A 25881-nucleotide genomic window follows, 5' to 3' on the forward strand; every position below is an offset into this window, starting at 1 on the left:
CTGCATCAGCGTAACCATTCATCTACCGGGAGACCCATCCGCATGAAGATCGAAACCCTTGCCGTCCACGCAGGCTATGCGCCCGACCCCACCACCAAGGCCGTGGCCGTGCCCATCTACCAGACGGTGGCCTACGCCTTCGACAGCGCCCAGCACGGCGCGGACCTGTTCGATCTGAAGGTGCCGGGCAACATCTACACCCGCATCATGAACCCCACGACCGACGTGCTGGAAAAGCGCGTCGCGGCACTCGAAGGCGGCATCGCCGCACTGGCCGTGGCCTCGGGCATGGCGGCCATCACCTACGCCATCCAGACCATTGCCGAGGCGGGCGACAACATCGTGTCGGCCAGCACGCTCTACGGCGGCACCTACAACCTGTTTGCGCACACACTGCCCCAGCAGGGCATCACCACGCGGTTTGCCGACCCGCGCGACCCAGCCAGCTTCGCGCAGCACATCGACGCGCGCACCAAGGCCATCTTCATCGAGTCCATCGGCAACCCGCTGGGCAACGTGACCGACATCCGCGCCCTGGCCGATGTGGCCCATGCGCACGGTATTCCGTTGATCGTGGACAACACGGTGCCCAGCCCCTACCTGCTGCGCCCCATCGAGCACGGTGCGGACATCGTGGTGCACTCGCTCACCAAGTACCTGGGCGGCCACGGCAACAGCGTGGGCGGAGCCATCGTGGACAGCGGCAAGTTCCCATGGGCCGAGCACAAGGCCCGCTTTCCGCGCCTGAACGAGCCCGACGTGAGCTACCACGGCGTGGTCTACACCGAAGCCCTGGGCCCCGCCGCCTTCATCGGCCGCGCGCGCGTGGTGCCGCTGCGCAATACCGGCGCGGCGCTGTCCCCGCAAAGCGCGTTCCTGATCCTGCAAGGCATCGAAACCCTGGCCCTGCGCATGGACCGCATCTGCGACAACACGCTGGCGCTGGCGAAGTATCTGCAGAGTCACCCCAAGGTGGAATGGGTGCGCTACGCCGGCCTGCCGGACCACCCGGACCACGCGCTGGTGCAGCGGCAATCGGGCGGCAAGGCTTCCGGCATCCTGAGCTTCGGGCTCAAGAGCACCGACGCCGACCCGCGGGCGGCCGGTGCGCGCTTCCTGGACGCGCTGCAGCTCTTCACGCGCCTGGTGAACATCGGCGACGCGAAATCGCTGGCCACACACCCCGCCTCGACCACGCACCGCCAGCTCAACCCCGAAGAGCTGGCCAAGGCGGGCGTGAGCGAGAGCATGGTGCGCCTGTCGGTGGGCATCGAGCACATCGACGACCTGCAGGCAGACCTGGCGCAGGCACTCGACGCGGTCTGACCATTCGACCGCAGCCGACGCCAGTTGCGGGATACTGGCGGGATTGCCCCGCAGATCGCGGGGCGCACTGACCCTCCATCGCCATGTTCCGCCTATCTCCTCTTGCACCGCTCACCCTCGGCCTGCTCACTCTGGCCGGCTGCAGTTCGTCACTGTTCACCCCGCCGCGCGGCGTGGATGTGACCGAATCCCAAGTCACCAGTTTCCGCCAGCGGGAGGACGAACAATTGCTGCGGCGGCAGGTGTCGCCGCCGCTCGACACGCCCCTGACGCTGCTGGAGGCACCGCTGCCGCGCTACCCGTCGTTTATGCTGAATGACCCGTCGCCCACGGCGCGCGGCGATGTGAAGGTGTCGTTCGAAATCATGCCCAGCGGGCTGGTCGGCACCGCGCGCGTAGTGTCTGGAACCGGCGATGAAGCCCTCCACAAACCCGCGACTGACGCGGTGCGCCGCTGGAAGTTTGCGCCGCTGCTGCGCAATGGCGAACCCGCCCGCCTGGTGCTTGAGCACACCTTCCGCATGGAACCCTGAACGTGCGGCCAGATGCCGCACTAGCGCCGCTCACGCATCCCGCGCCAGCCGCAACCCCGTGTACTGCCAGCGCGCCGTGGCCGCGAAGAAGTTGCGGTAGGTGCTGCGCGCATGCCCGGAAGGCGTGGCGCAAGAGCTGCCGCGCAGCACGTACTGGTTGACCATGAACTTGCCGTTGTACTCGCCCACCGCACCGTCGGCGGTGCGAAAGCCCGGGTAGGCGGCGTAGCTCGACTGCGTCCATTGCCAGGCGCTACCGAACAGTTGTTCCAGCGTCTGGCCATCGTGGGCGCCGTGGCCATCGTCGCCGTCATCATCGTGTCCACCAGCCGCTGCTACGGCTTGCGCCGCATGCTCCCACTCGGCTTCGGTCGGCAGGCGTGCGCCCACCCAGCGGGCGTAGGCATCGGCCTCGTAGTACGACAGATGCACCACAGGCAGGTCGCCACGCAGCGGCTGCAGGCCCGCCAGGGTGAACGCATGCCAGAAGCCACCGTCCATCCGGTGCCAGTACAGGGGGTGGTCAAGCCCCTGGGCCACCCGCCAGTCCCAGCCTTCGGCCAGCCAATGGGCGGGGTCGTCGTAGCCTCCGCCCTCCACAAAGGCCAGCCATTCCGCGTTGGTCACCAGCCGCGAGGCCAGCGCATACGGTGCCAGGTAGGTGCGGTGGCGCGGGCTTTCGTTGTCGAAGGCAAAACCGTCGCCTCGGTGGCCGATGTCCACCAGCCCGCCGTCCAGCGTCAGCCACCCGAAGGGCTCGATGGCTGGCACCAGGGCCAGGTCGCCCGCCGAATCTGAAGTTGTGCCGTACGCCGGCCACGTGGAGTTGCACGACAGCAGGTGCTTGACGTCCGTCACCAAGAGCTCCTGGTGCTGCTGCTCGTGCTGCAGGCCCAGCTCGATCAGCGCGCACAGCGCCGCGTCGTTCAGCACGGTGGGCATCAGGCGCGCCATGCGCTGGTCCACGTTGGCACGGTAGGCTCGCACGGCATCGAGCGACGGGCGGGTCAGCAGCCCGCGCTGCGCACGCGGGTGCTTGGCGCCCACGCCGTTGTAGTACGAATTGAACAGTACGCGAAACGCGGGGTCGAAGGGCGCAAAGCCCGGCTCGTTCGGCTCCAGCACGAAGGTTTCGAAAAACCAGGTGGTGTGCGCCAGGTGCCACTTGGCCGGGCTGGCGTCGGGCATGGACTGCGCGCCGCAGTCCTCGGCCGACAGGGGCGCGACCAGGGCCACGCTGTGGTCCCGCACGGCGGCATAGCGCGAGAGCAGCGCGGTCAACGGGGGGCACACATCCATGTTGGTCATAGTCCATCCATCCTCAGGGGCGCGCGTGCAGCACGGCAAACCAGCCGCGGTCATCCGTCCACGCCTGGGCCCGCGAGAACCCCGCGCGCGCCAGCATGTCGGTGAACACGGGCAGGGGGTATTTGTAGCTGTTTTCGGTGTGGATGCGTTCACCCTGGTCAAACCGGCGGGCACCACCGGGCCAGCGTACGTCGGCGTCGGCCAGAGCCTCCAGGTGCATCTCGATGCGGGACTCTTCCTGGTTGAAGAACGCGCGGTGCTGCCACTGCTGAACGTCGAAGTCGCTGCCGATCAGCCGGTTCACGTGCGTGAGCACGTTGCGGTTGAACGCCGCCGTCACGCCGGCAGCGTCGTCGTAGGCGGCTTCCAGCACCTGCACGTCCTTGGGCAGGTCGATGCCGATCAACAGGCCGCCGTCGTCGTCGATCAGCTCGCGCATGTGGGCCAGCAGCTCCAGGGCGTGCGGCGGGTCGAAGTTGCCGATGGACGAGCCCGGGTAGAACACCAGGCGCCCCTTGCGCGGAATATCTGCAGGCAGCACCACGCCCTGGGTCATGTCGCCGCCCACGGCGCGCGCATCCAGCCCGGGGAAGTCGTCGCGCAGGCCCTGCACCGCGGCCTGCAGGAAGTCGGCCGAAATATCCACCCCCACGAAACAGGCCGGCTGCACCAGGCGGCACAGCGTGCGCGCCTTCTGGCAATTGCCCGCACCCAGCTCGATCAGCGTACCGCCGGGGCCCACAGCCCGGGCGATGCCGTCTGCATGCTGCTGCATGAGCGCAGTCTCGGTGCGGGTGGGGTAGTACTCGGGCAATCGGGTGATCTCCTCGAACAGCTCTGAGCCGTGCTGGTCGTAGAAGTACTTGGGGGAAATGCTGGCGGGGCGCTGGTTCAGGCCGCGCGTGATGTCGTCGGTGGGGCTGGGCAAAGGCATGGATCTTGAAGCGTCTGGCGCGGCATGGCTTGCCACTGCTGGTAATAGAGCGGGACCGCCGTGGAGCCCACTGGCTCCAAGCCGTCCGTCCCGCCCGCAGGCTGGACCGTGAAAGGCAATATAACCCCACGGCCATCGGGACATTCTGCGGCGGCAGGATGATGCGGCGTGTAGGCCGTTTCCCCGTTGCCTGCGGTGCGCGGGCGCCCACACCGCCCGGCGTGACGCGGCTGCGGCACTTTTTGCGCGCCGGATGGCTCCTACCGCCGTGCGTCCGACACGGAGCCGATCACCCACCCGCAGCCGCCCCAGGCAGGAGCCCGCCATGCCCGACAACACTGCCAACGCCCACCTTCCGCCACGGCACACCGCCCCCACACGCCGCCAGTGGCTGCAGCAGGGCCTGCGGGGCGCTGCGCTGGTCGCCGCACCGGCGCTGGTGCAGCCGGCGGCGGCCCAGGCCCTCGCCATGCCCACACCGCACCAGACCGAGGGACCTTACTACCCCGTCGACTTCCCGGCGGACAGCGACGCCGACCTGCTGCGCAACGGGATGCTGCGCTACACCCAGGGCGAGGCCGTCTGGGTGGAAGGCCGGGTGACGGACACGCAGGGTGTGCCCTTGGCTGGCGGCACGGTGGAGATCTGGCAGTGCGACGCCAAGGGCCACTACCATCACCCGGGCGACGGCGGCAAGGCAGCGCAGGCCTTCCAGGGCTTTGGCCGCGTGGTGCTGGGGCGCGATGGACAGTACCGGTTTCGCACCATCCGGCCGGCGCCGTACACCGGCCGAACCCCACACATCCACTTCAAGGTGCGGCTGCCGGGGCGCGAGCTGCTGACCACGCAGATGTACGTGGCGGGCGACGCCGGCAATGCGCGCGACTACCTCTGGAGCCGGCTGAGCGAAAAGGACCGTGCGGCGCTCACGGTCCGCTTCGCCCCCGCGGCCGACGGCATGCGGGGAGAATTCCCGATCGTCGTGCAGACCTGATAGGGTCGCAAGGCGACGGCACCAGCCGGCGCCCCCGCCCATCCACCTGCCACCCATCCACCTGCCACCCATCCACCTGCCACCGTCCGCACCACACGCCCGCATGGATTCCGTCACCCAAATCGTTCTGGGCTCCTCCGTCGCCATCGCCACCCTGGGCCGCCGCACCGCCGTGTGGAAGGCCGCGCTGTGGGGCGGCATTGCCGGCACGCTGCCGGACCTGGATGCCTTCGTCAACCACGGCGATGCCATCCTGAACATGGTGCTGCACCGCGCAGAAAGCCATGCCCTGTTCTACCTGACCGTGCTGTCGGTGCCGATGGCGTGGCTGGTATCGCGCCTGCACCGCGAAACGGACCGGTTCACGCGCTGGTGGCTGGCCCTTTGGCTCGCCCTCATCACCCACCCGCTGCTGGACTGGATGACGGTGTACGGCACGCAGCTGCTGCGGCCCTTCACCGACACGCCGTATGCCGTGGGCAGCGTGTTCATCATCGACCCGCTCTACACCGTGCCTTTGTTGCTGGGTGTACTGCTCGCCCTGGCGATGCGCCAGGGGCGAGGCATAGCCTGGACGCGCGCCGGGCTCGTGCTGAGCACTGCCTACCTGGTCTGGGGCCTGGCTGCGCAGCAGATCGCCACCCACAAGATCCTGGCATCCGCGCCGGTGCCGCACCTCACGCCCGGGCAGTTGCTCGTCACCCCTGCGCCGTTCAACACGTTGCTGTGGCGCGCAGTGGCCGTGACGCCCACGCACTACCACGAGGGCTACTACTCGCTGCTCGATGGCGACCGCCCCGTTCGGTGGTCCACCCACGCGCGCGGGGCTGAGCTGTATGCGCGCTACCAAGGCCACGCACTGGTGGACCGCGTAGCCCGCTTCAGCCACGGCTTTTTCAAGATGAGCGAGGCCGGCGGCGAGGTCTTCATCACCGACCTGCGCATGGGCAACGAGCCCACGTACAGCTTTCATTTCAACCTGGGGACGCCGGCAGAACTGGTTTCGGGCCAGCGGGCCACCACTCAGGTGTGGCAGCGACCCGACCTGGCCACCGCCCTGCCCTGGCTGTGGCAGCGCATGTGGGGTGCGGACGTGCAGCTTGCAGCCCCCTGATTGGCCGACCCGCGCTAGCTCCAGCGGGCAACGCCAGCGGCTGGTTTCGATCAAAGTCGTGCGGGGCTGACCTTCAAGGAGCGTGTTCACGATCCATGCGTTGAGTGCCCTGCACTGCGCCGAGCCGCACTTGTGTGTACTGCTCGCCGCTGCGGCATCTGTACCTTGCCCGGCCACGCCGGCTGGCATACCCTTGCAGCCGTTTCTTTTGCCCCAAGGACACCCCATGCTCCAGATGCGCCCCAACTGCGAATGCTGCAACAAAGACCTGCCGCCGGACTCCACCGGCGCGCGCATCTGCACCTTCGAATGCACCTTCTGCAGTGACTGTGCCGACACCCGGCTCGGCCACGTCTGCCCCAACTGCGGCGGCGACCTGGTCCAGCGTCCGCGCCGGCCGGCCTCCAAGCTGGCCAAGTACCCCGCGTCCACAGAACGCGTGCTCAAGCCCCTGGGCTGCGGGCTGTTGGCATGACGCTCGCCACGCTGCTGGTCTTTGCACTGGTGGCCCTCGTGGCCATTGCCACGCCGGGGCCCACGGTGCTGCTGGCGCTGGCCAACGGTTCGCGCTATGGCGTGCGCCGCGCGCTGCCCGGCATGCTGGGCGCGGTGGCGTCGGACTTCGTGCTCGTAGGTGCCGTGGCCCTGGGCCTGGGCGCGCTGCTGGCGGCATCGGAGTTCTGGTTCTCGGTGATCAAGTGGCTGGGCGCGGCCTACCTGGCGTGGCTGGGCGTGCGGCTGCTGCGCTCGCACGGAGGTCTGGAACTCGCGGCGGCGGGCGCACAGGTCCCGGGCTCGGCCACCACGCCGCGCGGCATCTTCGCGCGCTCGTTCCTGGTTGCGGTGACCAACCCCAAGGGCTACCTGTTTTGCTCGGCGCTGTTGCCGCAATTCATCGATGCCAGCACACCGCAATGGCCGCAGTACGCAGCCATTGCCATCGTGTTCGCAGGTCTGGACTTCGCCGTCATGCTGGCCTACGCCGCCATCGGTACACGCGCTGTGAAGCTGCTGCAACGCCGCGCCATCCTGTGGCTGGACCGCTGCTGCGGCGGCGCCTTGCTGGCTCTGGCCGGGTCCCTAGCTGTGAAGAGTCAACAGGTTATTTCCTGTTGGATTGAGTCTGTCCATAGGCACCAAGCCGCCAGTGCCACCGTGGAACCGGCTCTGCCGGGCCACCGGTGGCGCCCCCTCAGGGGCTGAAGCCTGCGGCTCCAGGCCTGCCTGCGCAGGCTTGGACAGGCCGAAGAGGCCATGCCTCTCGCACTGCCACGCAGGCGTGCAGCAACTCAGGGGGAGTCCAGCTAGAACCTCCAGCCCAGACCCACGCCCACCAGCACGGGGTCTGCCTTGAAGGTGCCCAGCTTGGCGCCCCCCGCCGACACATCGGTCTTGATGAAGACCTTCTTCACGTCGAAGTTCAGATACAGGTTCTTGGCCAGCGGAATGTCCACGCCCACCTGCAGTGCCGGGCCGAAGCTGTTGCGGTCGATGTCCACACCAGCGGGCAGGCGCACACCCGAGAAGCGCGTGTAGTTCAGGCCCGCGCCCACATAGGGCTTGAAGCCGGGCGCATTGAAGTGGTACTGCACCAGCAGCGTGGGCGGCAGGTGCTTGAGCGAGCCGATGGCGGTGCCTGCGGCGCTCAGCGTGTGCTTTTGCGGTACGGTGAGGATCAGCTCGGCCGCGATGTTCTGGTTGAAGAAGTAGGTGACGTCGACTTCAGGAATCGTCTTGTCGTTGATCGACAGACCCAGGGGCGTGCTGTCCTTGTTGGCGCTGTCCAGGTTCACCGCGCGTGCGCGGACCATCCACGGCCCTTCGGCCTGTTGCGCCATGGCGGCGCCGGAGGACAGGACACACAGTAGAGCGACAGCCAGCAGGTTCTTTTTCATGTTCAGTTCACATCGGTTGGACGGGGACGACCCCCGTGCATCCATTGAACCGCTGCGGGCGCCCACCGGCCTTGCCCTATCTCAAGGCCCCGGCCCGCGCCCTTAGACATACATCAAGGAAACGCGGCCTGGGCTCTTGCATCCGCCCTTCGCGGGCGCTTGTCGTCAATGCGCTGCGGACTTGCCCCGCACGCGCTTGACCAGCGTCACCGCGGCCAGCACCAGGCCTCCGGCGATGATGCCGACCACCGCGTTCAGCAGGTTGGGCACCAGCAATTCCCACAGGCCGCCCACCGGCCACTGCGCCGCTGCCGCGCCCGTGCCTTCGACGGCGTGGTGCAGCGCGGGCACGCCGTGCACCAGGATACCGCCGCCCACCAGGAACATCGCCGCCGTGCCCGCGATGGACAGGCCCTTCATCAGCCATGGCGCGGCGCGCAGGATGCCATTGCCCAGTGCCTGCGCCGCGCTGCTGGCCTTGCGGCTGAGCCACAGCCCCAGGTCGTCGAGCTTGACGATGCCAGCCACCAACCCGTAGACGCCGACGGTCATGATGACCGCGATGCCCGACAGCACGGCCACCTGCTGGGTGAAGGGCGCGTTGGCCACGGTGCCCAGCGTGATGGCGATGATTTCCGCCGACAGGATGAAATCGGTGCGCACGGCACCCTTGACCTTGTCTTTCTCGAAAGCCACGAGGTCCACCGCCGGATTGGCGTTGGCCTGTGCATGGCTCTCGCGTTCGGCCGCGTCTTCGTGGGGGGTGTGCAGCAGCTTGTGCGCCACCTTCTCGAAGCCTTCGAAGCACAGGAAGGCGCCGCCCACCATCAGCAGCGGCGTCACGGCCCAGGGCGCAAACGCGCTGATCAGCAGCGCTGCGGGCACGAGGATGACCTTGTTGATCATCGAGCCCTTGGCCACGGCCCACACCACGGGGATCTCGCGCTCGGCCCGCACGCCCGTGACCTGCTGGGCGTTGAGCGCCAGGTCGTCCCCCAGCACACCGGCCGTCTTCTGCGCGGCCACCTTGGTCATGACCGACACGTCGTCGGCCATGGCCGCACTCTTCTTGGCCGCGACCTTGGTCATCAGCGCCACGTCGTCGAGGATGGTAGCGATATCGTCGAGCAGGGCCAGCAAGCTGCCAGAAGCCATGGGAAAGTCCTTGGAGTCAATCGGTGAAGGGGCAGACTATAGCAATGACCCGGGTCAAATCCAGCGGTGTCGCCGTCGCATGAAAAACGGGGCCGAAGCCCCGTTGGAAGTCATTCCCCGTGCCGACGGCGGCCCGTGATGGGCTCACCGTGCGGAGCATCCGCTGGCGCGGATCGCAGCCTTTAACCGACCCACTTGCGGGCATTGCGCCAGATGCGCATCCAGGGGCTCAGTTCGCTGCGGTCGCCGCTGGTCCAGCTCATCTGCACGTTTCGGAACACGCGCTCGGGGTGCGGCATGATGGCCGTGAAGCGGCCGTCCGCCGTGGTCACGCCGGTCAGGCCGCCCGGGCTACCGTTCGGGTTGAACGGGTACTGCTCGGTGGCCGCGCCGTGGTTGTCCACGAAGCGCATGGCCGCGACCGCCTGTGCTGCATTGCCCCGGTACTTGAAGTTGGCATAGCCCTCGCCGTGCGCCACGGCGATCGGCAGGCGGCTGCCCGCCATGCCGGCAAAGAACAGGCTGGGCGACTCCAGCACTTCCACCATCGACAGGCGGGCCTCGAAGCGCTCGCTCTGGTTGGTGGTGAAGCGCGGCCAGTCCTGCGCGCCGGGGATGATGTCGGCCAGCTCGGCAAACATCTGGCAGCCGTTGCACACGCCCAGGCCGAAGGTGTCGGCGCGGCCGAAGAAGCCCTGGAACTGCTCGGATAGCACGGGGTTGAACGTGATGGAGCGCGCCCAGCCGATGCCCGCGCCCAGCGTGTCGCCATAGCTGAAGCCGCCGCAGGCGACCACGCCCTTGAAGTCCTCGAGCTTGACGCGGCCGGTCTGCAGGTCGGTCATGTGCACGTCGTACGCCTCGAAACCCGCCTCGGTGAAGGTGTAGGCCATCTCGATGTGCGAATTGACGCCCTGCTCGCGCAGGATCGCGACCTTGGGGCGGGCCAGGTTCAGGAACGGAGCTGCCACGTCGTCGGCTGCGTCGAACGTGAGGTGCACGTGCATGCCGGGGTCGGTGGCCTCGCCCGCTGCGGCGTGCTCGGCATCGGCGTTGGCGGGGTTGTCGCGCTGCTGGCAGATCTTCCAGCTCACGGCGTCCCAGACCTGGTGCAGGTCGGTCAACTTGGCACTGAACACGGCCTTGGCATCGCGCCAGACCTGCAGCTCGCCCTTGCCGGCGTCGATGCTGGAGGACTGCGGGCGCGTCTTGCCCACGAAGTGGCTGAACTTGGACAGGCCGTGCTCGCGCAGCACCTGCATCACATCGTTGCGCTCGGCGGTGCGCACCTGCAGGAGCACGCCCAGCTCTTCGTTGAACAGGGCCTTGAGCGTGAGTTCTTCACGGCGCGCGCTGACCTGCTGCGCCCAGTTCTTGGCGTCGCCGGTTTCCATGCGGCTGTCGGTGATGCCGTCGCCTTCGGTGACCAGCAGGTCCACATTGAGCGACACGCCCACATGGCCGGCAAAGGCCATCTCGGCCGCAGCTGCCAGCAGGCCGCCATCGCTGCGGTCGTGGTAGGCCAGGATGCGGCCCTGCGCACGCAGTGCATTCACGGCATTGACGGTGTTGACCAGTTCCTGCGGGTCGTCCAGGTCGGGTACCACGTCGCCGCTTTGCTCCAGCGTCTGGCCCAGGATGCTGCCGCCCATGCGGTTCTGGCCCTTGCCCAGATCGATCAGCACCAGGGTGGTGTCATCCTCGGCGGAATCCAGCTGGGGCGTGAGCGTGCCGCGCACATCGGACAGAGAGGCGAACGCGCTCACGATCAGGCTGACGGGGGAGGTGACCTTTTTCTTGTCATTGCCGTCAGACCATTGCGTGCGCATGGACAGCGAATCCTTGCCCACTGGGATGCTGATGCCCAGGGCGGGGCACAGTTCCATGCCCACGGCCTTCACGGTTTCGTACAGCGCGGCGTCTTCGCCGGGCTCACCGCAGGCGGCCATCCAGTTGGCCGACAGCTTCACGCGCGGCAGCTCGATGGGCGCGGCCAGCAGGTTGGTGATGGCCTCGGCCACGGCCATGCGGCCCGATGCGGGTGCATTGATGGCGGCCAGGGGCGTGCGCTCGCCCATGCTCATCGCTTCGCCGGCAAAGCCCTTGTAATCGGCCAGAGTCACCGCGCAGTCCGCCACCGGCACCTGCCAGGGGCCGACCATCTGGTCGCGGTGCGACAGGCCGCCCACCGTGCGGTCGCCGATGGTGATAAGAAAGCGCTTGGACGCCACCGTGGGGTGGGCCAGCACGTCGATCACGGCCTTTTGCAGCGGCACGCCGGTCAGGTCGATGGGCGCGAACTGGCGCTGCACCGTGGTCACGTCGCGGTGCATCTTGGGCGGCTTGCCCAGCAGCACGTCCATGGGCATGTCCACGGGGTGCTTCTGGTCGCCCGCGACGACGGCGGAGTCCTGCAGCACCAGCTGGCGCTCTTCGGTGGCCGTGCCGATCACGGCGAAGGGGCAGCGCTCGCGTTCGCAGAAGGCCTTGAACAGGGGCAGCGACTCGGGCGCGATGGCCAGCACGTAGCGTTCCTGGCTTTCGTTGCTCCAGATTTCCTTGGGCGCCATGCCCGATTCTTCGAGCGGCACGGCACGCAGGTCGAAGCGTGCGCCACGGCCGGCGTCGTTCGTGAGCTCGGGGAAGGCGTTGGACAGGCCGCCCGCGCCCACGTCGTGGATGGCGAGGATGGGGTTGTTGGCGCCCTGGGCCCAGCAATGGTTGATGACTTCCTGCGCGCGGCGCTCGATCTCGGGGTTGCCGCGCTGCACGGAGTCGAAGTCGAGCTCGGCCGCGTTGGTGCCGGTGGCCATGGAGCTGGCGGCGCTGCCGCCCATGCCGATGCGCATGCCGGGGCCGCCCAGCTGGATGAGCAGCGAGCCGGCGGGGAATTCGATCTTCTTCGTCAGTTCGGCATCGATCACGCCGACACCGCCGGCGATCATGATGGGCTTGTGGTAGCCGCGCTGCACGCCGGCAACTTCCTGCTCGTACTCACGGAAGTAGCCCGCCAGATTGGGGCGGCCGAATTCGTTGTTGAACGCTGCGCCGCCCAGAGGCCCTTCGACCATGATCTGCAGCGGGCTGGCGATGTGCTCGGGCTTGCCGACCGTGCTGCCCCACAGCTTGGACACGGTGAAGCCCGTGAGGCCCGCCTTGGGCTTGGAGCCCCGGCCGGTGGCGCCTTCGTCGCGGATCTCGCCGCCCGCGCCGGTCGATGCACCGGGGAACGGGGAGATGGCCGTGGGGTGGTTGTGCGTTTCCACCTTCATCAGCACATGGTGGGTTGCGCTACTTTTTTGATAGCTGGTAGCGCTTTCTGCATCAGCGTTAGATGCCATTTTTGCCACAAATCGCTCGACCGGGTGGCCTTCCATGATGGAGGCGTTGTCGGAGTACGCCACCACCGTGTGCTGGGGCGCCAGCTGGTGGGTGTTGCGGATCATGCCGAACAGCGACTTGTCTTGCGCCACGCCGTCGATGGTGAACTGGGCGTTGAAGATCTTGTGGCGGCAGTGCTCGCTGTTGGCCTGCGCGAACATCATCAGCTCCACATCGGTGGGGTTGCGCGCCAGGCCCGTGAAGGCGTTGACCAGGTAGTCGATTTCGTCGTCGGCCAGGGCCAGGCCGAATCGGCTGTTGGCGGCCTCCAGGGCCCCCCGGCCACCGCCCAGCACGTTGACGTGCTCCATGGGCGCAGGCTGCAGCTCGGTGAACAGCGCCGCAGCGGCTGCGCGGTCGGTCACCACCGATTCGGTCATGCGGTCGTGCAGCAAAGCGGCAACCTGGGCCAGCTGCTCGGCGGTCAGCTCGGGGGTCTTGCCCAGCAGCCCGGACTTGAGGCTGATGCGGTATTCGGTGATGCGCTCCACACGGCGGATGGCGATGCCGCAGTTGCGCGCGATGTCGGTCGCCTTGGAGGCCCAGGGCGACAGCGTGCCCAGGCGGGGGGTGACGACGATGGCGGGACCGTCTTCGGGGCCGGCGTACGGGTCGCCGTAAGTGAGCAGGGCCGACAGGCGCTCGTGCTCGGCAGGCGCGGGGGCCGCATCCGTGGCGACCAGGTGCACGAAGCGCGCTGCAATGCCGCTTATCTTGGGGTGGATGGCTTCCAGGGCGGGTTGGAGTTGCTGTGCGCGGAAGGTGCTGAGGGCGTTGCCGCCCGCCAGCGTGGTCATGTGCAAGGTCACTGTAGCGGCCTGTTGGGTGTGAGGGGTACGTGGTGGCGCTGACGCGAAGCCCCCGGCCGGTGGGCGGGAACCAAGTGGTCAGCCCGGCATTTTACCGGGCTGCCCGGCCCCCTCTGCAGCCGGCGGGGTGCGATGGGATAATTGCGGCATGAGCATCACCATCAAAAGCGCCGCGGACATCGAGGGCATGCGCCTGGCGTGCCGCCTGGCCTCCGAAGTGCTGGACTACATCGCCCCGCACATCAAACCCGGCATCACCACCAAAGAGATCGACCGCCTGGGCGCCGAATGCATGGCGCAGCAAGGCACCATCTCGGCCACGGTGGGCTACCAGCCCCCAGGCTACCCGCCCTACCCGGCCTCGCTGTGCACTTCGGTCAATCACGTGGTGTGCCACGGCATCCCCAACGACAAGCCCCTGAAGAAGGGCGACATCGTCAATGTGGATGTCACCGTGATCACCAAGGACGGCTGGTACGGCGACAACAGCCGCATGTACATCATCGGCGAGGGGTCCATCGCCGCCAAGCGCCTGTGCGCCATCACCTTCGAGGCCATGTGGCACGGCATCGTGCAGGTCAGGCCCGGCGCCCGGCTGGGCGACATCGGCCACGCCATCCAGAAGTTCGCGGAAGCGCAGGGCTTCTCCATCGTGCGGGAGTTCTGCGGCCACGGCATCGGCCAGAGGTTCCACGAAGAGCCGCAGGTGCTGCACTACGGCCGCCCTGGCACGCTGGAAGAGCTGGTTCCCGGCATGGTCTTCACCATCGAGCCCATGATCAACGCAGGCCGCCGCGAGGTGAAGGAACACGGCAACGACGGCTGGACCATCGTGACCAAGGACCACAGCCTGTCCGCCCAGTGGGAGCACACGGTGCTGGTCACCGAAACGGGCTACGAAGTGATGACGCTGTCGGCCGGCTCGCCGCCTCTGCCGTCCTTCGTCACCGCGACCAAGACCTGACCGGCCCCGCCTGCATGCCTGCCTCTGCCAGCGGGCGCGCACAACTTTTGCATGGCTTTTGCATGGCCCCTTCACAGCGCGACACACGACGACCATGACCGAAATCCATGCCCTTCGCGACGCGTATCGTCGTGACAAGGCCGCCCTGCTGACCGCATTGCAGGCCACTGGCACCTCCACGCGCGGCATCCGTGTGCTGCTGCGCAAGCTCTCCACCCTGGCGGGCCACCTGCTGCACACCCTGTGGCAGCGCGCAGGGATGCCCCCTGACATGGCGCTGGTGGCCGTGGGCGGCTTCGGCCGGGACCAGCTCTTTCCGTATTCGGACGTCGATGTGCTGCTGCTGCTGCCCGAAGGCGTGGCCCCCGAGGCGGGCAGCGCGCTGCGCACCCGGCTTGAAGGCTTCATCGGCAGCTGTTGGGATGCGGGCCTGGAGATCGGCTCCAGCGTACGCACGGTGGCCGAATGCCTGGCTGAGAGCGCGGGCGACGTCACCGTGCAGACCTCGCTGCTCGAATCACGCCTCGTGTGCGGCGACGCCGCGCTGTTTGCCGAGTTCCAGCGCCAGTACCGCCTGCAGATGGACCCGCAGGCCTTCCTGGTGGCCAAGACGCTGGAGATGCGCCAGCGCCACAACAAGTACGAGAACACGCCCTACTCGCTGGAGCCCAACTGCAAGGAGTCGCCCGGCGGGCTGCGCGACCTGCAGATGATCCTGTGGGTCTCGCAAGCAGCAGGCCTGGGCCGCAACTGGAAAGAGCTGGCGGCCAGCGGCATGGCCACGGCTTTCGAGGTACGCCAGATCGAGCGCAACGAAGCCGTGCTGTGCCTCATCCGCGCACGCCTGCATGCCGCGGCCGGACGGCATGAAGACCGCCTGGTGTTCGACCTGCAGACCGCCGTGGCTGAATCGTTCGGCTACCGCTCACTCTCGCCCGACGGCTCGCGCCTGCCCATGCGCGCGAGCGAAAGCCTGATGCGGCGCTACTACTGGGCGGCCAAGGCCGTGTCGCAGCTCAGCCAGATTTTGCTGCTCAACATCGAGGAGCGACTGAACCCCTCCACGCACGAGCCGCGCCCCATCAACGAGCGCTTCTTCGAGAAGGCCGGCCTCATCGAGGTGGCCAGTGACGACCTGTACCAGCGCGATCCGCACGCCATTTTGGAGACCTTTTTGCTCTACCAGACCACGGTGGGCTTGAAAGACCTGTCGGCCCGCACCCTGCGCGCGCTGTACAACGCGCGCGGCGTGATGGACGGTGCCTTCCGCCGCGACCCGGTCAACCGTGCCAACTTCATGCGCATCCTGCAACAGCCCTCGGGCATCACGCACGCGATGCGGCTCATGAACCAGACTTCGGTGCTGGGGCGCTACCTGTGGGCCTTTCGCAGCATCGTGGGGCAGATGCAGCACGACCTGTTCCACGTCTACACGGTGGACCAGCACATCCTGATGGTGCTGCGCAACGTGCGCCGCTTCTTCATGGCCGAGCATGCGCACGAGTACCCGTTTTGCTCGCAGCTGGCGGGCGGTTGGGACAAGCCCTGGCTGCTGTACCTGGCTGCGCTGTTCCACGACATCGGCAAGGGCCGCGGCGGCGACCATTCGGTGATCGGCGCGCAGGAAGTCCGGCACTTCTGCCGGCAGCACAGCGTAGGCCGCGAGGACGCGAAGCTGGTGGAATTTCTGGTCAGCGAACACCTTTCCATGAGCCGCATCGCGCAAAAGGAAGACCTGAGCGATCCGGACGTGATCGCGGCGTTTGCCAAACGCGTGGGCAACGAGCGCTACCTCACGGCGCTGTACCTGCTGACCGTGGCCGACATCCGTGGCACCAGCCCCAAGGTCTGGAACGCCTGGAAGGGCAAGCTGCTGGAAGACCTGTACCGCGCCACCCTGCGCGCCCTGGGCGGCCGCGCGCCCGACGCAGCAGCCGAGGTCGAGGCCCGCAAGCGCGAGGCGCTGGTGCTGCTGGCGCTCAGCGCCCTGCCCTTCGAGGCGCACAAGAAGCTCTGGGACACGCTGGACGTGAGCTACTTCATGCGCCACGAGGCCGCCGACATCGCCTGGCACACCCGCCACCTGTCGCGCCACGTCGGCACAGCCAAACCCGTGGTGCGCGCGCGCCAGTCGCTGGCGGGCGACGGCCTGCAGGTCATGGTGTATGCCGCCGACCAGGCCGATCTGTTCGCGCGCATCTGCGGGTACTTCGACCGCGCGGGCTTCTCCATCCTGGACGCCCGAGTGCACACCGCCAATAACGGCTATGCGCTCGATACATTCCAGGTCGTGGCGTCATCTCAACCAGGGCACTACCGAGAGCTCACGCACATGGTCGAGAGCGATCTGGTGCGGGTGATCGAAACCGGCGGCCCGCTGCCGGAACCTGCACGCCGGCGGGTATCCCGCCGGGTCAAGAGCTTTCCGGTCGCGCCACGCGTCACCCTGCGGCCGGACGAGAAAGCGCAGCGCTGGCTGCTGGCCATCTCCGCCAGCGACCGCGCCGGCCTGCTGTACCTGGTGGCGCGCATCCTGGCGCAGCACCACCTGAGCGTGCAACTGGCCAAGGTCAGCACGCTTGGCGAACGTGTGGAGGACACCTTCCTCGTGCAAGGGCCCGAGTTGCAGAACAACGCGCGGCAGATCCAGATCGAGACGGAACTCCTGCGCGAGCTGTCGGACTGACTGGCGGCGGCCGGCATATCGACCGCCTCGCGAGCGGTCAGTCGTCTTCGTTGGCGCTGATGTCGGGAAACAGCACGTCGGTGAAACCAAACTGCGTGAAGTCGCGCACCCGCATGGGGTAGAGCTTGCCGACGAGGTGATCACACTCATGCTGCACCACACGCGCGTGAAAACCATCCACCGTGCGATCGATGGGATCGCCATAGGGGTCCCTGCCCGTGTAGCGGATACGCGACCAACGCGGAACCTTGCCCCGCAGGCCGGGTACCGACAGGCAGCCTTCCCAATCCTCGTCCTCTTCGTCGCCCAATGGGGTGATCACCGGGTTGAGCAGCACGGTGGGAGGCACCAGCGGGCGGTCTGGGTAGCGGGGGTTGCGTGCATTGGAGCCAAAAATCACCAATTGCAGGTCCACGCCAATCTGCGGCGCGGCCAGGCCCGCGCCATTGACGGCGCGCATGGTGTCGAACATGTCGCGCACCAGCAGGTGCAGGGCATCGGTGTCGAATTCGGTCACGGGCTGGGCCACGCGCAGCAGGCGCGGGTCGCCCATCTTGAGGATGGTGTGAACGGTCATCGGGTGGGTCGTGGTTTTTGCGGGCGGATGCCGGTGAAGCGCAGCATAGCGCGGCCAGCAACGTGCGGGCGACAATACCGCCCATGGCCACACCGCCCACAGACGCCACAGAAGCGGCAGTCCCGCACTCCGCAACCGCCGCAACAGCCGCGGCGAACGCGAGCAGCCAGACCCTGCAGCCCTTGCCGTGGCCCGTGCGGTGGCTGCTGCTGGCGTTTGCGGTGCTGTGCCTGGTGATGGGCATCATCGGTGTGATCGTTCCGGGACTGCCCACCACCGTGTTCATTCTCATGGCGGCATGGGCAGCAGCGCGCAGTTCTCCACGGCTGTACCGGTGGCTCTGGAACCATCGGTTTTTCGGCCCCCTGCTGCACAACTGGGCGCAGGGGGGCAAGGTCAGCCGCCGCGCCAAATGGAGCGCGAGCACCGTCATGGCGGCCAGTGCGACCATCCTGTGGGTCGGCGGCACGCGCACCTGGGTGACCGCACTTGTCTCCATCTGCATGGCATGTGTGCTCATCTGGCTGTGGCTCAGGCCCGAGCCGTGACACATGCGCGCAACCAGCGCAGCCACCGCAGGCTGGCTGCTGAACCTTCGACATGCACCCCACAACCTGCCAGGCGAGTTTTCAGCACGTGTTTTTTGTGTATATAATCTAAGTCTTGTTCCTCGATAGCTCAGTCGGTAGAGCGCCGGACTGTTAATCCGTAGGTCCCTGGTTCGAGCCCAGGTCGAGGAGCCAAGAATTTTGCAGGCCCTGCATGTGTACGCGGGGCCTTTCAATTAGTCAGTTGCAAGTCGTACCGATCATTCCTCGATAGCTCAGTCGGTAGAGCGCCGGACTGTTAATCCGTAGGTCCCTGGTTCGAGCCCAGGTCGAGGAGCCACATTGAAAGCCCACCATGGATCCATGGTGGGCTTTTTTGTTGTACACCACACCATCCGCCAGAGCATCAGGGCGCAGAAAAATACCCGTCGGGCCTGCTCATGAGCGCTTCTTCGGCGCGCTCCGCTGCATCTACGGACGCCTTTCGACCTGCGGGCTGAAAAATCCAATCCGGCCAGAGTCCGGGCGCTACCTGTTGGAAGTTGCAACTAGCAATCTCTGCGGCTGACGTAGAACACGCCGTCGGTGTCTTCATCCACCTCCAACTCGACGCTGCGAAGTCCGGCCGCGTCCGATACCGACCGCGCAGTATCTGCAATGGCGCCATGGTGAGCGACCACCAGGCCCAGCAGCTTGGCGACGTCGCTCCAAGGGTGGTTGGGCCAGGTCACGCCGATGTCAATGTTCCTGCCATCGTCACTGCAGCTCAATTGGATCCTGGCAGGACATGCGGCCGTGTCGACGGGGCCACCTGGCACCGCGTCTGCAGTGGATTCAGGCCCATTTCGGGCAGTCCTGCGCAGCATCGATGTGACGACATCCAGCGCGGCGCCGGGGTCTTCCTCGCCAACCATCGATTGACGCAGATGCAAGGTGTTGAGGGACTCGGATTGCATGGTTTCACCTCCGTTCAAAACCGGGCACCATGGCACACAGGGGGCGGTGAATGAGCCCGGCTCAGGCCATTAGGGTATTGACTGACCACGGGCCTTGTCAGAGACGTCCGCCCAGGCGGGTAGGAACATACGAAAACCGCAGAATGCCGCCCCGCGACGGGGACTGACATGACACGCCCGTATGCCACCTCCGAATCCAGCGCAGGCGCCGAAGGCACTTCGCACCCGGCAGCAGACAGGACCGGCTTGGTGTGATCTCCATTCAATTGCAACCAAAGGCAACAAATCCATCATCAACGCGGTTATCGCCGTTGTCTGACAGACGCTCTTGGTGGCCGTTGCTCAAATAGCCATGTCGGCCATTGCGGCGACACAAACGGTCATTGAGATCTACCCCCTTTTTCCAAGGACATTGCCATGAAACGCCACCCTCTGCCGCCCGGAATGCGTGCACTTGCTGCGTTTGTCGGTGCCGTTGTACTTGCCGTGCTGGCCGCGGCCTCCGTGATGACCCCGGACTTTGCTGTCCAGTCGGCGGACTCCACGGCAATGCTCCCGAATGGCTTGGACCAGATTCTTCCCGCCAGCCTGTTTGAGTGACCGGCGGTCTGCCCGTCATTCGGGGTCGCCACCGGCGCAAGGGAGAATCGCATGACGCCCATTGCGCACGCCAGCAACACCCGGGTAGAAAAAACCATAGCATCGGAGTACCATTTGGCGCTGCGCACCACAGGTTACGGTGGTGGCCAAAATGGAGGACGATCATGAACTCCCGTTTTCGCACCCCCGCTGGCTTCCCGGTCGGCTTTTCCCTCCCCTCCTTTCATGTCCTGCGAAGCGCCTGGCTGATCGCGGCCATCGCCGCGGGGGCTCTGATGCTGGGTTGCACGAGCCCGCGCGACGGCACGCTGGACGAGTTTGCGCGCTGGCACGACACCGCGCGCGCGCAGGCCCAGGCAGGCACCATGAGCTGGAGCGAGTTCTACCGCCAGAGCTTTGATCGGCTGACGGCGCTGCCGCCCTCGCTGCAGCAGGACACGCGCCTGGAAAACACAGTGCTGCTGCTGTCCACCGCGCGCAAGTACGAAGCCCATGAGATTACGGCCCAACAGTTTGCTTCCGAGCGCGATCACATCGAAAGCCAGTTGGAGGCCCGTCTGCGCTAGCAGACAACGCAGCGGCAGCCCGGCCCTGCCCGTCGCACAACTGCACCGCCCTGGCAGCCGCTTCAACGTCTTGGCGTGCCCTGCTCCAGTATCAAGATACGCCGCTTCAGCGCGGCGCTGGCCGCAGAATCTCCCACAGCCTCCGCACGCTGAGCCTGCAAAACCAGCCAGGCCATCAGCGGTCTGCGCCAGCCTTGACCTGACGCGGTATCCACCGCGATTGCCATGGCTTCGGGGCTGATGCGAGCGCCCTGGAGCAGCACGCCGGCTGCCACCAGCCGCGACAGAGGGTCGGGCATGGCCGCCAGCGCAGCGATATCGGGCGACGCCGCGACCTTGCGCTGGGGCTCGGGAAGCAACGGGGCCTGCGTCGGGTCAAGACGTCCTGCCAGGTAGTCGGCGTAGGCACGCTCAGCTGGCGCCGCGTCGGCGCGCAGGGCCTCGAAACGCTCGCACGGCCCGGGAACCAGGCTGGCCACCATGGCAGCGCAGCGCATCAGTTCCAGGCGCGCCAGCAGGTCGGGCCGCCCTGTGCGGGACACCTCCCCACGGGCCCGATCCCACTCGAGCAGTTCCACCCGCGTGTTGCCCGACAGATAGGCCTCGATGGCCTTGTTCGCGGACGCATGGGCATTCATTTGCCAGTCTGGTACCGCGGGCTTGCTCGAGCAGGCGGCCAGGCCCAGCGCAACCCCGGCAGTGATGGCGGCAGCCAGAACGAAACGTGCAGATGCGCGCGACGAGTGTCTGCGGACGCTGCGGGCGAAAGGATTCTTTGCTGCGGCAGCAGCGGCAGCACCATCATCGGACTTCATGGCAGTTTGAGCTCCGTATCCCTGGCAAAGGGCCACTTGCGATTGATCTCATTGACCAGGGTTTCGACCTTGCGCAGATTGCTCTCCACCTCGGCCCGCAGGGCGCCCAGGTCAGTGGTGGCCTCGCGCGCATTGGCGCCAATGGCCTGCGCCTCCACCAGCACGGCATCCACCTTCTGAAGGCTGGTGCGGGTGTCGGCCAGCAGCCCATTGAGCTGGGCCACTGTGGCCCGCACTTCCGGCACCAGCGCGTCCTTGCTGCCGTCGCTGCCAAACACCTGACGGTCTGCGCGGGCAGCCATGCCGTCAAGACGCGCAAGCAAGGCGTTGGTGCGCTCCAAGGTGGATACGATCTTCTTCGCATCGGCCTCGTTGCCCATCAGCACCCCCAGCACACCCCCAGGGCCATTGAGCCGCTCGGTGAGCGTGCGCACCTGGGCCAGGCTGCCGCCCAGAGCTGCATCCTGCGCCGTGAGCGCGTTCAGGTTGGTCAGCAGTTCACGCGCCGATGCCATGAGCTGCGGAATCTCCGCGGTGGCATCGCCCCGCAGCACGGGGCGCACGGCCCCGTCGAGCAAGGGCTCATCATTGAGCATGCCGGTGTAGGCGCGGATGTTGGTGCCTCCCACGATACCGCGAACCAGGGTGAATACGCTCGACTGCCGCAGCCAGTGCGCGTCCTTGCGGGGCACGTCGACGATGATGCGGGCGTTGCCCTCATTGGCAAGCTCGATGCGGCGCACACGGCCGATGGGGAATCCCGAGAAGGTCATGTCCATGCCCACCACCACGCCCTCGGAATCGTCGGCTGTCAGCACCAAGGTCTGTGTGGGCTCGAAGGCGCCACGCGCATACAGCAGGTAGAGACCCGAGCCCACGACGAGCGCTAGCATGAACAGCAGCAGCGCTGCCGCCTTGATCTCCAGGTGGGCCACCGGGCGAAGCGTCTCCACCGGCGGAACATCGCCAGCGTGCACAGGTGACGGCTGGCCGGAGGCAGGGGGTCGGTGAGTAGTGTCGTTCATGGGCCGGGTGGGGACGCGCGGATTTTGCAGGCTGTGGTGCGGGTTGCTCAGTAGTAGTTGCCCATGAGCGACGCCACTTCGATGAGCAGGAGCACGGCGAACATGCGCGCCAGGCCGCCCAACTCGGAATCGGGCTGCGTGCGCTCGCCTGAGTCGTAGAGCCCTGCCGCCATGGGGATCAGGGCCACGGCCAGGGCAAAGAACACGGTCTTGAGCACGAACACCAGGGTGACGGTGGGACTGAACACCTGGCCGAACATCCGCGTATAGCTCTGCAGCCCCGCGAGGTTGAAACCATACACCCCCAGGTAGGCCAGCACCAACGCCACCACGCAGCTGAGCGCTGCCAGCGTGATGCAGGCGAACACGCCGGCGACCACGCGTGGCAGCAGCTCGATGCGCACCGGGTCGGAGCCCTGCTCGCGCAGGGTGTCGAAGCGGCCTGTCTGCCGCAAGCGCGTGATCTGGCTGCCATTGGGTATGGTGCATCGCATGGCCACGAACAGCGCTGCCGTGAGCGGGATCAGCTCCAGCACCAGCACGCGGATCACCATTTCGAGGGCATAGCGCGACAGGCCGTAGCTGAGCGCAGTGACCACCACGATGCGCGTGAGTACCAGGCTGATCAGCGCGGCCAGCACGGTGAAGCCCAGCAGCACAGGCGCGGTGTCGAGGTACAGGTGGCGCGCCAGGGCCCGGCGCGTCCCCCGGCCGTAGCTCGACGGCGACAGCACCAGCACCAGCACGACGGCGCCCAGATAGAGAATGCGCCACCAGGCCACCGCCCAGCGCCGCGCGGTGCTCCACACACGTTCGGGCAGGGACAGGCCGGGCAAGCGCGCAATCATGACCGGATCATAGCGGCGTGCCGGAGGTCGCACGTCCACCGGACGGCACCAAGATTACAGGCCATTTTTGGCTTCTATCGCTTGACACACCAACGCCATTAGCTATATTTTTAATAGCATTCAGGAGATGACTGAAACAGCTCCTCACACGCAGCCGGGACGCAGCCCTACACATGCCGCTTGCCCACCCCGGAAACGGGCGATGCACAAGGCTGGGCATCCGCGCGCTCATGCAGCGCCTCGATGATGTGGCAGTGCTCATCCGAGCCATCGCAGCGGCTGCGCAGCGCCAACAGGTCGGCCTCGAGCGCCTGCAGTTCCGCCAGGCGGCTGCGCACGTGCTGCAGGTGTTCGTCCAACGTGTCGCGCGCGGCCTCGCAGTCGGCCTTGCGGCTCCAGTCCAGGGCCAGCAGCGTGCGCACTTCGTCCAGCGACATGTCCATGGCCCGGCACAGGCGGATGAAGCGCAGGCGATGCACGTCGTCGCCGCTGTACAGGCGGTAGCTGTTGTCTTCGCGCGCGCCAGCAGCCAGCAGGCCCTCTTTCTCGTAGTAGCGGATGTTGGCGGCGGACACCCCGGACTGCCGGGCTGCTTGGCCGATGCGCAACTGCGGAGTGTCGATAACCGTCTGCAACATGGCTTGACCTTCAAGTGACTTCAAGGTTTCCAATCATGCCATCGCATTCAAAACCTGTGGAATCCCGAGAAAGAAAGAAGGACCCATGTCTGCCAATTGCCAACACCACAACCAAAACCACAACCACAACCACCACGACCATGGCGTTCCGGCCACCGCCGACCCGCGCTACCGGCGCATCCTGTGGGTCGCACTCGTCGTCAACGCCGCAATGTTCGTGCTGGAAATCGGTGCAGGGGTGCAATCAGGCTCGGCATCGCTGCTGGCGGATGCCATCGACTTCCTGGGGGACGCAGCCAACTACGCGCTGTCGCTGTGGGTGCTATCGATGGCGCTGGCGTGGCGCGCACGCGCGGCGATCGTCAAGGGAGCGAGCATGCTCGCGTTCGGGATGGTGGTGGTGGCCCGCGTGGCCTGGGGTGCCTGGCAGGGCATCCCCCCCGAGCCGCTGACGATGGGCACCGTGGGTCTGCTGGCGCTGGCTGCCAATCTGGGCGTGGCCGCGCTGCTGTACGCCTACCGCGAGGGTGACGCCAACATGCGCAGCGTCTGGCTATGCACCCGCAACGATGCACTGGGCAACATGGCCGTGATGCTGGCCGCGCTGGGCGTGTTCGGCACCGGTACCGCCTGGCCCGACCTGGCGGTGGCAGCCATCATGGCCTGGCTGGCCATCACAGGGGGCTGGAGCGTGGTCCGCCAGGCACGGCAGGAGTTGGCCACCGGTACCCCTGCCCGTAGCGGAGCACACTGAGATGCGGGTGCGCTCGTCGACCCGCCTGGAGGCCCCGCCGGACTGGGTTGCGCTGCAGTTGCAGAGCACGGAGGTGTTCCGTCACATCACGGCGCCGGTCATGGTGTTCACACCGGCAGACGGCGCCGCCTGGCCGACCCGCTGGACCGTGGGCGAGCTGCAAGTGCACATGCGGCTGCTGGGCCTGCTCCCCTTGGGCTCGCAGGCCGTGCGCATTTCCATCGAACCCGCGCAGCAGGCGGGCGGCTGGCCCATCCTGCGTGACAACGGACAAGGCAGGCTCATGTGCCGGTGGGACCATCGCATCACGGTGCAGGCCTTGCCTCAGGGTGCGACCCTGTACACCGACGATATCGATGTGGCCGCACGCTACCTGCCCTGGCTCATGACGCCGCTGAGCGCGGTTTTCGCCTGGCTTTTCTTCCGGCACCGGCAGCGCCGCTGGCGTGCGCTGGCCCGCACCCTTTTCAGACATGAATCCTCCGACGGCCCGGCACCGCCACCAACCCCGTGGCGACGACGCCGCGCTGTCGATCAGCTTCTCGAAGGTTTTGCCAACAGTGCCGGCGCAGCGCCGCCTGCCCGCTGGCGTTGGCTGGAAGCCGCCCATGTGGTGGGCCAGGGTTCGCTGCCCCTGCACTGGCAGTCCCACTGCGCGATGCTGCACTACGCGCTGGCGCTGCGGGATCTGCGGGAAGCTGCCGGCCAACTTCTGCGGCTCGCGCTGGTGTCCGTGGGCCATCTGCTCGACCGGCTACCGCGCGGAAACATCGGGCGCAGCCACGTCAACGCGTTCAAGCCCATGACCCCAACTGCAGAGGTTCAGGCGCTGATCGATCAGGCACTTGGCGATTTCGTGCGGCGGTAAAGGCAAGTCTCCAGCAGGCGAGTCAATCCGCTCCGAGCCCTTCGAGCCGCTGCATGCCACTGCAAGCCCGGTCGCAAATCAGGGTACTCACCTGAGACCCGGCGAGCCCGCATCCTCGCTACCCCGGTCCGCTGGGTGCGGCAACCCGCTGCACAGCTCGAAAAAGGCCTCCAGCTCCGTCGATTTGTCGAACACCCCGTCCGCGCCCAGAGCCTTGCACTGGCGGCGCATGTCGGCGGTAGCATAGTTCGACAGCACATAGACATGCTGGCCGGGCTCTCCCTGTCGCGCCGGCTGCGTGGCCCGCAGCCCTTGCCGTTGCTGCAGGGCCTGGAGCACGTCCAGTCCAGAGCCCTCCTGCAGAAACAGGTCCACCACCATCAATTGCCAGTCCTCCCGCCACTGCGCAAGTGCTTCGATGGCGTCGCTGGCGGTGGCGGCAATCGCCACCACATGCGCGTCCGCCAGCTCTTGCAGCGCAGGCACCAGCGTTTCCTGGATGGTTTTGCTGTCTTCGACGAGGATGGTGCTGAGAGGCATTGGTGAGCCCTGACGTCTGGTGGCCGTGGTGAAGCACTCAATCTCGC

24 protein-coding genes, 2 tRNA genes and 1 pseudogene are annotated in these 25881 nt (G+C 66.8%); 15 read left to right on the forward strand and 12 right to left on the reverse strand.

The genetic code is table 11. From position 1 onward, the window contains the following. The first annotated feature begins 42 nt into the window (after window positions 1-42). Both KW835_RS07590 and KW835_RS07595 read left to right on the forward strand, forming a co-directional pair. Window positions 43-1326, forward strand: a complete 1284-nt coding sequence (locus KW835_RS07590; protein ID WP_218381746.1) for an O-acetylhomoserine aminocarboxypropyltransferase/cysteine synthase family protein — start codon at window positions 43-45, stop codon at window positions 1324-1326. Between the two features lie 83 nt (window positions 1327-1409). Further along, complete coding sequence (locus KW835_RS07595) at window positions 1410-1859, forward strand: energy transducer TonB (protein WP_218381747.1); 450 nt, start codon at window positions 1410-1412, stop codon at window positions 1857-1859. Window positions 1860-1889: 30 nt separating this feature from the next. On the opposite strand, the gene egtB is transcribed toward KW835_RS07595, so the two are convergent. Both egtB and egtD read right to left on the reverse strand, forming a co-directional pair. Further along, window positions 1890-3167 (reverse strand): ergothioneine biosynthesis protein EgtB, encoded by a 1278-nt coding sequence (egtB, locus tag KW835_RS07600; RefSeq protein WP_218381748.1) that lies wholly within the window; start codon window positions 3165-3167, stop codon window positions 1890-1892. A 13-nt stretch (window positions 3168-3180) separates the two neighbouring features. Continuing rightward, complete coding sequence (egtD, locus tag KW835_RS07605; protein ID WP_218381749.1) at window positions 3181-4101, reverse strand: L-histidine N(alpha)-methyltransferase; 921 nt, start codon at window positions 4099-4101, stop codon at window positions 3181-3183. A 325-nt stretch (window positions 4102-4426) separates the two neighbouring features. Here egtD and KW835_RS07610 point away from each other — a divergent pair, with 325 nt between their 5' ends. The 4 genes and pseudogenes from KW835_RS07610 to KW835_RS07625 all read left to right on the forward strand — a co-directional run. Beyond that, a complete protein-coding gene (locus KW835_RS07610) occupies window positions 4427-5095 on the forward strand; it encodes a protocatechuate 3,4-dioxygenase (RefSeq protein WP_218381750.1) in 669 nt (222 codons plus the stop codon). 103 nt (window positions 5096-5198) lie between these two features. Beyond that, complete coding sequence (locus tag KW835_RS07615) at window positions 5199-6209, forward strand: metal-dependent hydrolase (protein ID WP_218381751.1); 1011 nt, start codon at window positions 5199-5201, stop codon at window positions 6207-6209. Between the two features lie 226 nt (window positions 6210-6435). Next, window positions 6436-6684, forward strand: a complete 249-nt coding sequence (locus KW835_RS07620; RefSeq protein ID WP_218381752.1) for a DUF1272 domain-containing protein — start codon at window positions 6436-6438, stop codon at window positions 6682-6684. Beyond that, a pseudogene (locus KW835_RS07625) lies at window positions 6681-7295 on the forward strand (LysE family translocator); the annotation flags it as partial. The gene KW835_RS07620 and the pseudogene KW835_RS07625, both read left to right, overlap by 4 nt. Before the next feature lie 218 nt (window positions 7296-7513). On the opposite strand, the gene KW835_RS07630 reads toward KW835_RS07625, so the two are convergent. The 3 genes from KW835_RS07630 to purL form a co-directional block, all read right to left on the reverse strand. Further along, window positions 7514-8104 carry an OmpW family protein gene (locus KW835_RS07630; protein ID WP_218381754.1) on the reverse strand — a complete coding sequence of 197 codons (591 nt, stop codon included), beginning with the start codon at window positions 8102-8104 and terminating at the stop codon, window positions 7514-7516. 165 nt (window positions 8105-8269) lie between these two features. Further along, on the reverse strand, window positions 8270-9259 hold the full coding sequence (locus KW835_RS07635; protein ID WP_218381755.1) for a DUF808 domain-containing protein: 990 nt from the start codon (window positions 9257-9259) through the stop codon (window positions 8270-8272). Window positions 9260-9441: 182 nt separating this feature from the next. Beyond that, a complete protein-coding gene (gene purL / locus KW835_RS07640) occupies window positions 9442-13449 on the reverse strand; it encodes a phosphoribosylformylglycinamidine synthase (RefSeq protein WP_218381756.1) in 4008 nt (1335 codons plus the stop codon). 148 nt (window positions 13450-13597) lie between these two features. Here purL and map point away from each other — a divergent pair, with 148 nt between their 5' ends. Then, window positions 13598-14413: a type I methionyl aminopeptidase gene (gene map, locus KW835_RS07645; RefSeq protein ID WP_218381757.1), complete on the forward strand. Its 816-nt coding sequence runs from the start codon at window positions 13598-13600 to the stop codon at window positions 14411-14413. A gap of 94 nt (window positions 14414-14507) precedes the next feature. Beyond that, complete coding sequence (locus KW835_RS07650) at window positions 14508-17099, forward strand: [protein-PII] uridylyltransferase (protein ID WP_218381758.1); 2592 nt, start codon at window positions 14508-14510, stop codon at window positions 17097-17099. Window positions 17100-17136: 37 nt separating this feature from the next. On the opposite strand, the gene def is transcribed toward KW835_RS07650, so the two are convergent. Beyond that, the gene (gene def, locus KW835_RS07655; protein ID WP_218381759.1) at window positions 17137-17676 is read right to left on the reverse strand and encodes a peptide deformylase; all 540 of its coding nucleotides are present in this window, start codon (window positions 17674-17676) and stop codon (window positions 17137-17139) included. An 83-nt stretch (window positions 17677-17759) separates the two neighbouring features. Here def and KW835_RS07660 point away from each other — a divergent pair, with 83 nt between their 5' ends. From KW835_RS07660 to KW835_RS07670, 3 genes are all read left to right on the forward strand, one after another. Continuing rightward, window positions 17760-18224 (forward strand): YbaN family protein, encoded by a 465-nt coding sequence (locus KW835_RS07660; RefSeq protein WP_218381760.1) that lies wholly within the window; start codon window positions 17760-17762, stop codon window positions 18222-18224. 119 nt (window positions 18225-18343) lie between these two features. Then, window positions 18344-18419, forward strand: a tRNA-Asn gene (locus tag KW835_RS07665). A 69-nt stretch (window positions 18420-18488) separates the two neighbouring features. Beyond that, window positions 18489-18564 (forward strand) — tRNA-Asn (locus tag KW835_RS07670). A gap of 208 nt (window positions 18565-18772) precedes the next feature. Here KW835_RS07670 and KW835_RS07675 read toward each other — a convergent pair. Beyond that, on the reverse strand, window positions 18773-19180 hold the full coding sequence (locus KW835_RS07675; RefSeq protein WP_218381761.1) for a hypothetical protein: 408 nt from the start codon (window positions 19178-19180) through the stop codon (window positions 18773-18775). Window positions 19181-19597: 417 nt separating this feature from the next. Here KW835_RS07675 and KW835_RS07680 point away from each other — a divergent pair, with 417 nt between their 5' ends. Beyond that, the gene (locus KW835_RS07680; RefSeq protein ID WP_218381762.1) at window positions 19598-19780 is read left to right on the forward strand and encodes a hypothetical protein; all 183 of its coding nucleotides are present in this window, start codon (window positions 19598-19600) and stop codon (window positions 19778-19780) included. Between the two features lie 164 nt (window positions 19781-19944). Continuing rightward, on the forward strand, window positions 19945-20346 hold the full coding sequence (locus tag KW835_RS07685; RefSeq protein ID WP_255593362.1) for a hypothetical protein: 402 nt from the start codon (window positions 19945-19947) through the stop codon (window positions 20344-20346). Between the two features lie 62 nt (window positions 20347-20408). Here the strand turns inward: KW835_RS07685 and KW835_RS07690 are convergent, their stop codons facing one another. The 4 genes from KW835_RS07690 to KW835_RS07705 all read right to left on the reverse strand — a co-directional run bounded on the left by KW835_RS07690 (window position 20409) and on the right by KW835_RS07705 (window position 23672). Then, complete coding sequence (locus tag KW835_RS07690; RefSeq protein WP_255593385.1) at window positions 20409-20984, reverse strand: hypothetical protein; 576 nt, start codon at window positions 20982-20984, stop codon at window positions 20409-20411. A 173-nt stretch (window positions 20985-21157) separates the two neighbouring features. Continuing rightward, the gene (locus tag KW835_RS07695) at window positions 21158-22186 is read right to left on the reverse strand and encodes an MlaD family protein (RefSeq protein ID WP_255593364.1); all 1029 of its coding nucleotides are present in this window, start codon (window positions 22184-22186) and stop codon (window positions 21158-21160) included. Between the two features lie 47 nt (window positions 22187-22233). Continuing rightward, complete coding sequence (locus KW835_RS07700; RefSeq protein WP_218381763.1) at window positions 22234-23034, reverse strand: ABC transporter permease; 801 nt, start codon at window positions 23032-23034, stop codon at window positions 22234-22236. Window positions 23035-23201: 167 nt separating this feature from the next. Beyond that, a complete protein-coding gene (locus KW835_RS07705) occupies window positions 23202-23672 on the reverse strand; it encodes a Cd(II)/Pb(II)-responsive transcriptional regulator (RefSeq protein ID WP_218381764.1) in 471 nt (156 codons plus the stop codon). A gap of 85 nt (window positions 23673-23757) precedes the next feature. On the opposite strand from KW835_RS07705, the gene KW835_RS07710 reads away from it, so the two are divergent. Both KW835_RS07710 and KW835_RS27110 read left to right on the forward strand, forming a co-directional pair. Next, window positions 23758-24426, forward strand: coding sequence for a cation transporter (locus KW835_RS07710; protein WP_218381765.1), 669 nt, complete (start codon window positions 23758-23760; stop codon window positions 24424-24426). Between the two features lies 1 nt (window position 24427). After that, a complete protein-coding gene (locus KW835_RS27110) occupies window positions 24428-25294 on the forward strand; it encodes a DUF3703 domain-containing protein (protein ID WP_218381766.1) in 867 nt (288 codons plus the stop codon). Between the two features lie 87 nt (window positions 25295-25381). Here the strand turns inward: KW835_RS27110 and KW835_RS07720 are convergent, their stop codons facing one another. Beyond that, window positions 25382-25834, reverse strand: a complete 453-nt coding sequence (locus KW835_RS07720) for a response regulator (RefSeq protein ID WP_218381767.1) — start codon at window positions 25832-25834, stop codon at window positions 25382-25384. Window positions 25835-25881 lie beyond the last annotated feature (47 nt).

The organism is Acidovorax sp. sic0104, assembly GCF_019219095.1.
GTDB lineage: Bacteria > Pseudomonadota > Gammaproteobacteria > Burkholderiales > Burkholderiaceae_C > Acidovorax.

Excerpts from the sequence above, each read along its gene's own strand:
- KW835_RS07590 (WP_218381746.1), top strand. The coding sequence starts at position 43 with ATGAAGATCGAAACCCTTGCCGTCCACGCAGGCTATGCGCCCGACCCC.
- KW835_RS07595 (WP_218381747.1), top strand. The coding sequence starts at position 1,410 with ATGTTCCGCCTATCTCCTCTTGCACCGCTCACCCTCGGCCTGCTCACT.
- egtB (WP_218381748.1), bottom strand. The coding sequence starts at position 3,167 with ATGACCAACATGGATGTGTGCCCCCCGTTGACCGCGCTGCTCTCGCGC.
- egtD (WP_218381749.1), bottom strand. The coding sequence starts at position 4,101 with ATGCCTTTGCCCAGCCCCACCGACGACATCACGCGCGGCCTGAACCAG.
- KW835_RS07610 (WP_218381750.1), top strand. The coding sequence starts at position 4,427 with ATGCCCGACAACACTGCCAACGCCCACCTTCCGCCACGGCACACCGCC.
- KW835_RS07615 (WP_218381751.1), top strand. The coding sequence starts at position 5,199 with ATGGATTCCGTCACCCAAATCGTTCTGGGCTCCTCCGTCGCCATCGCC.
- KW835_RS07620 (WP_218381752.1), top strand. The coding sequence starts at position 6,436 with ATGCTCCAGATGCGCCCCAACTGCGAATGCTGCAACAAAGACCTGCCG.
- KW835_RS07630 (WP_218381754.1), bottom strand. The coding sequence starts at position 8,104 with ATGAAAAAGAACCTGCTGGCTGTCGCTCTACTGTGTGTCCTGTCCTCC.
- KW835_RS07635 (WP_218381755.1), bottom strand. The coding sequence starts at position 9,259 with ATGGCTTCTGGCAGCTTGCTGGCCCTGCTCGACGATATCGCTACCATC.
- map (WP_218381757.1), top strand. The coding sequence starts at position 13,598 with ATGAGCATCACCATCAAAAGCGCCGCGGACATCGAGGGCATGCGCCTG.
- KW835_RS07650 (WP_218381758.1), top strand. The coding sequence starts at position 14,508 with ATGACCGAAATCCATGCCCTTCGCGACGCGTATCGTCGTGACAAGGCC.
- def (WP_218381759.1), bottom strand. The coding sequence starts at position 17,676 with ATGACCGTTCACACCATCCTCAAGATGGGCGACCCGCGCCTGCTGCGC.
- KW835_RS07660 (WP_218381760.1), top strand. The coding sequence starts at position 17,760 with ATGGCCACACCGCCCACAGACGCCACAGAAGCGGCAGTCCCGCACTCC.
- KW835_RS07675 (WP_218381761.1), bottom strand. The coding sequence starts at position 19,180 with ATGCAATCCGAGTCCCTCAACACCTTGCATCTGCGTCAATCGATGGTT.
- KW835_RS07680 (WP_218381762.1), top strand. The coding sequence starts at position 19,598 with ATGAAACGCCACCCTCTGCCGCCCGGAATGCGTGCACTTGCTGCGTTT.
- KW835_RS07685 (WP_255593362.1), top strand. The coding sequence starts at position 19,945 with ATGAACTCCCGTTTTCGCACCCCCGCTGGCTTCCCGGTCGGCTTTTCC.
- KW835_RS07690 (WP_255593385.1), bottom strand. The coding sequence starts at position 20,984 with ATGAATGCCCATGCGTCCGCGAACAAGGCCATCGAGGCCTATCTGTCG.
- KW835_RS07695 (WP_255593364.1), bottom strand. The coding sequence starts at position 22,186 with ATGAACGACACTACTCACCGACCCCCTGCCTCCGGCCAGCCGTCACCT.
- KW835_RS07700 (WP_218381763.1), bottom strand. The coding sequence starts at position 23,034 with ATGATTGCGCGCTTGCCCGGCCTGTCCCTGCCCGAACGTGTGTGGAGC.
- KW835_RS07705 (WP_218381764.1), bottom strand. The coding sequence starts at position 23,672 with ATGTTGCAGACGGTTATCGACACTCCGCAGTTGCGCATCGGCCAAGCA.
- KW835_RS07710 (WP_218381765.1), top strand. The coding sequence starts at position 23,758 with ATGTCTGCCAATTGCCAACACCACAACCAAAACCACAACCACAACCAC.
- KW835_RS27110 (WP_218381766.1), top strand. The coding sequence starts at position 24,428 with ATGCGGGTGCGCTCGTCGACCCGCCTGGAGGCCCCGCCGGACTGGGTT.
- KW835_RS07720 (WP_218381767.1), bottom strand. The coding sequence starts at position 25,834 with ATGCCTCTCAGCACCATCCTCGTCGAAGACAGCAAAACCATCCAGGAA.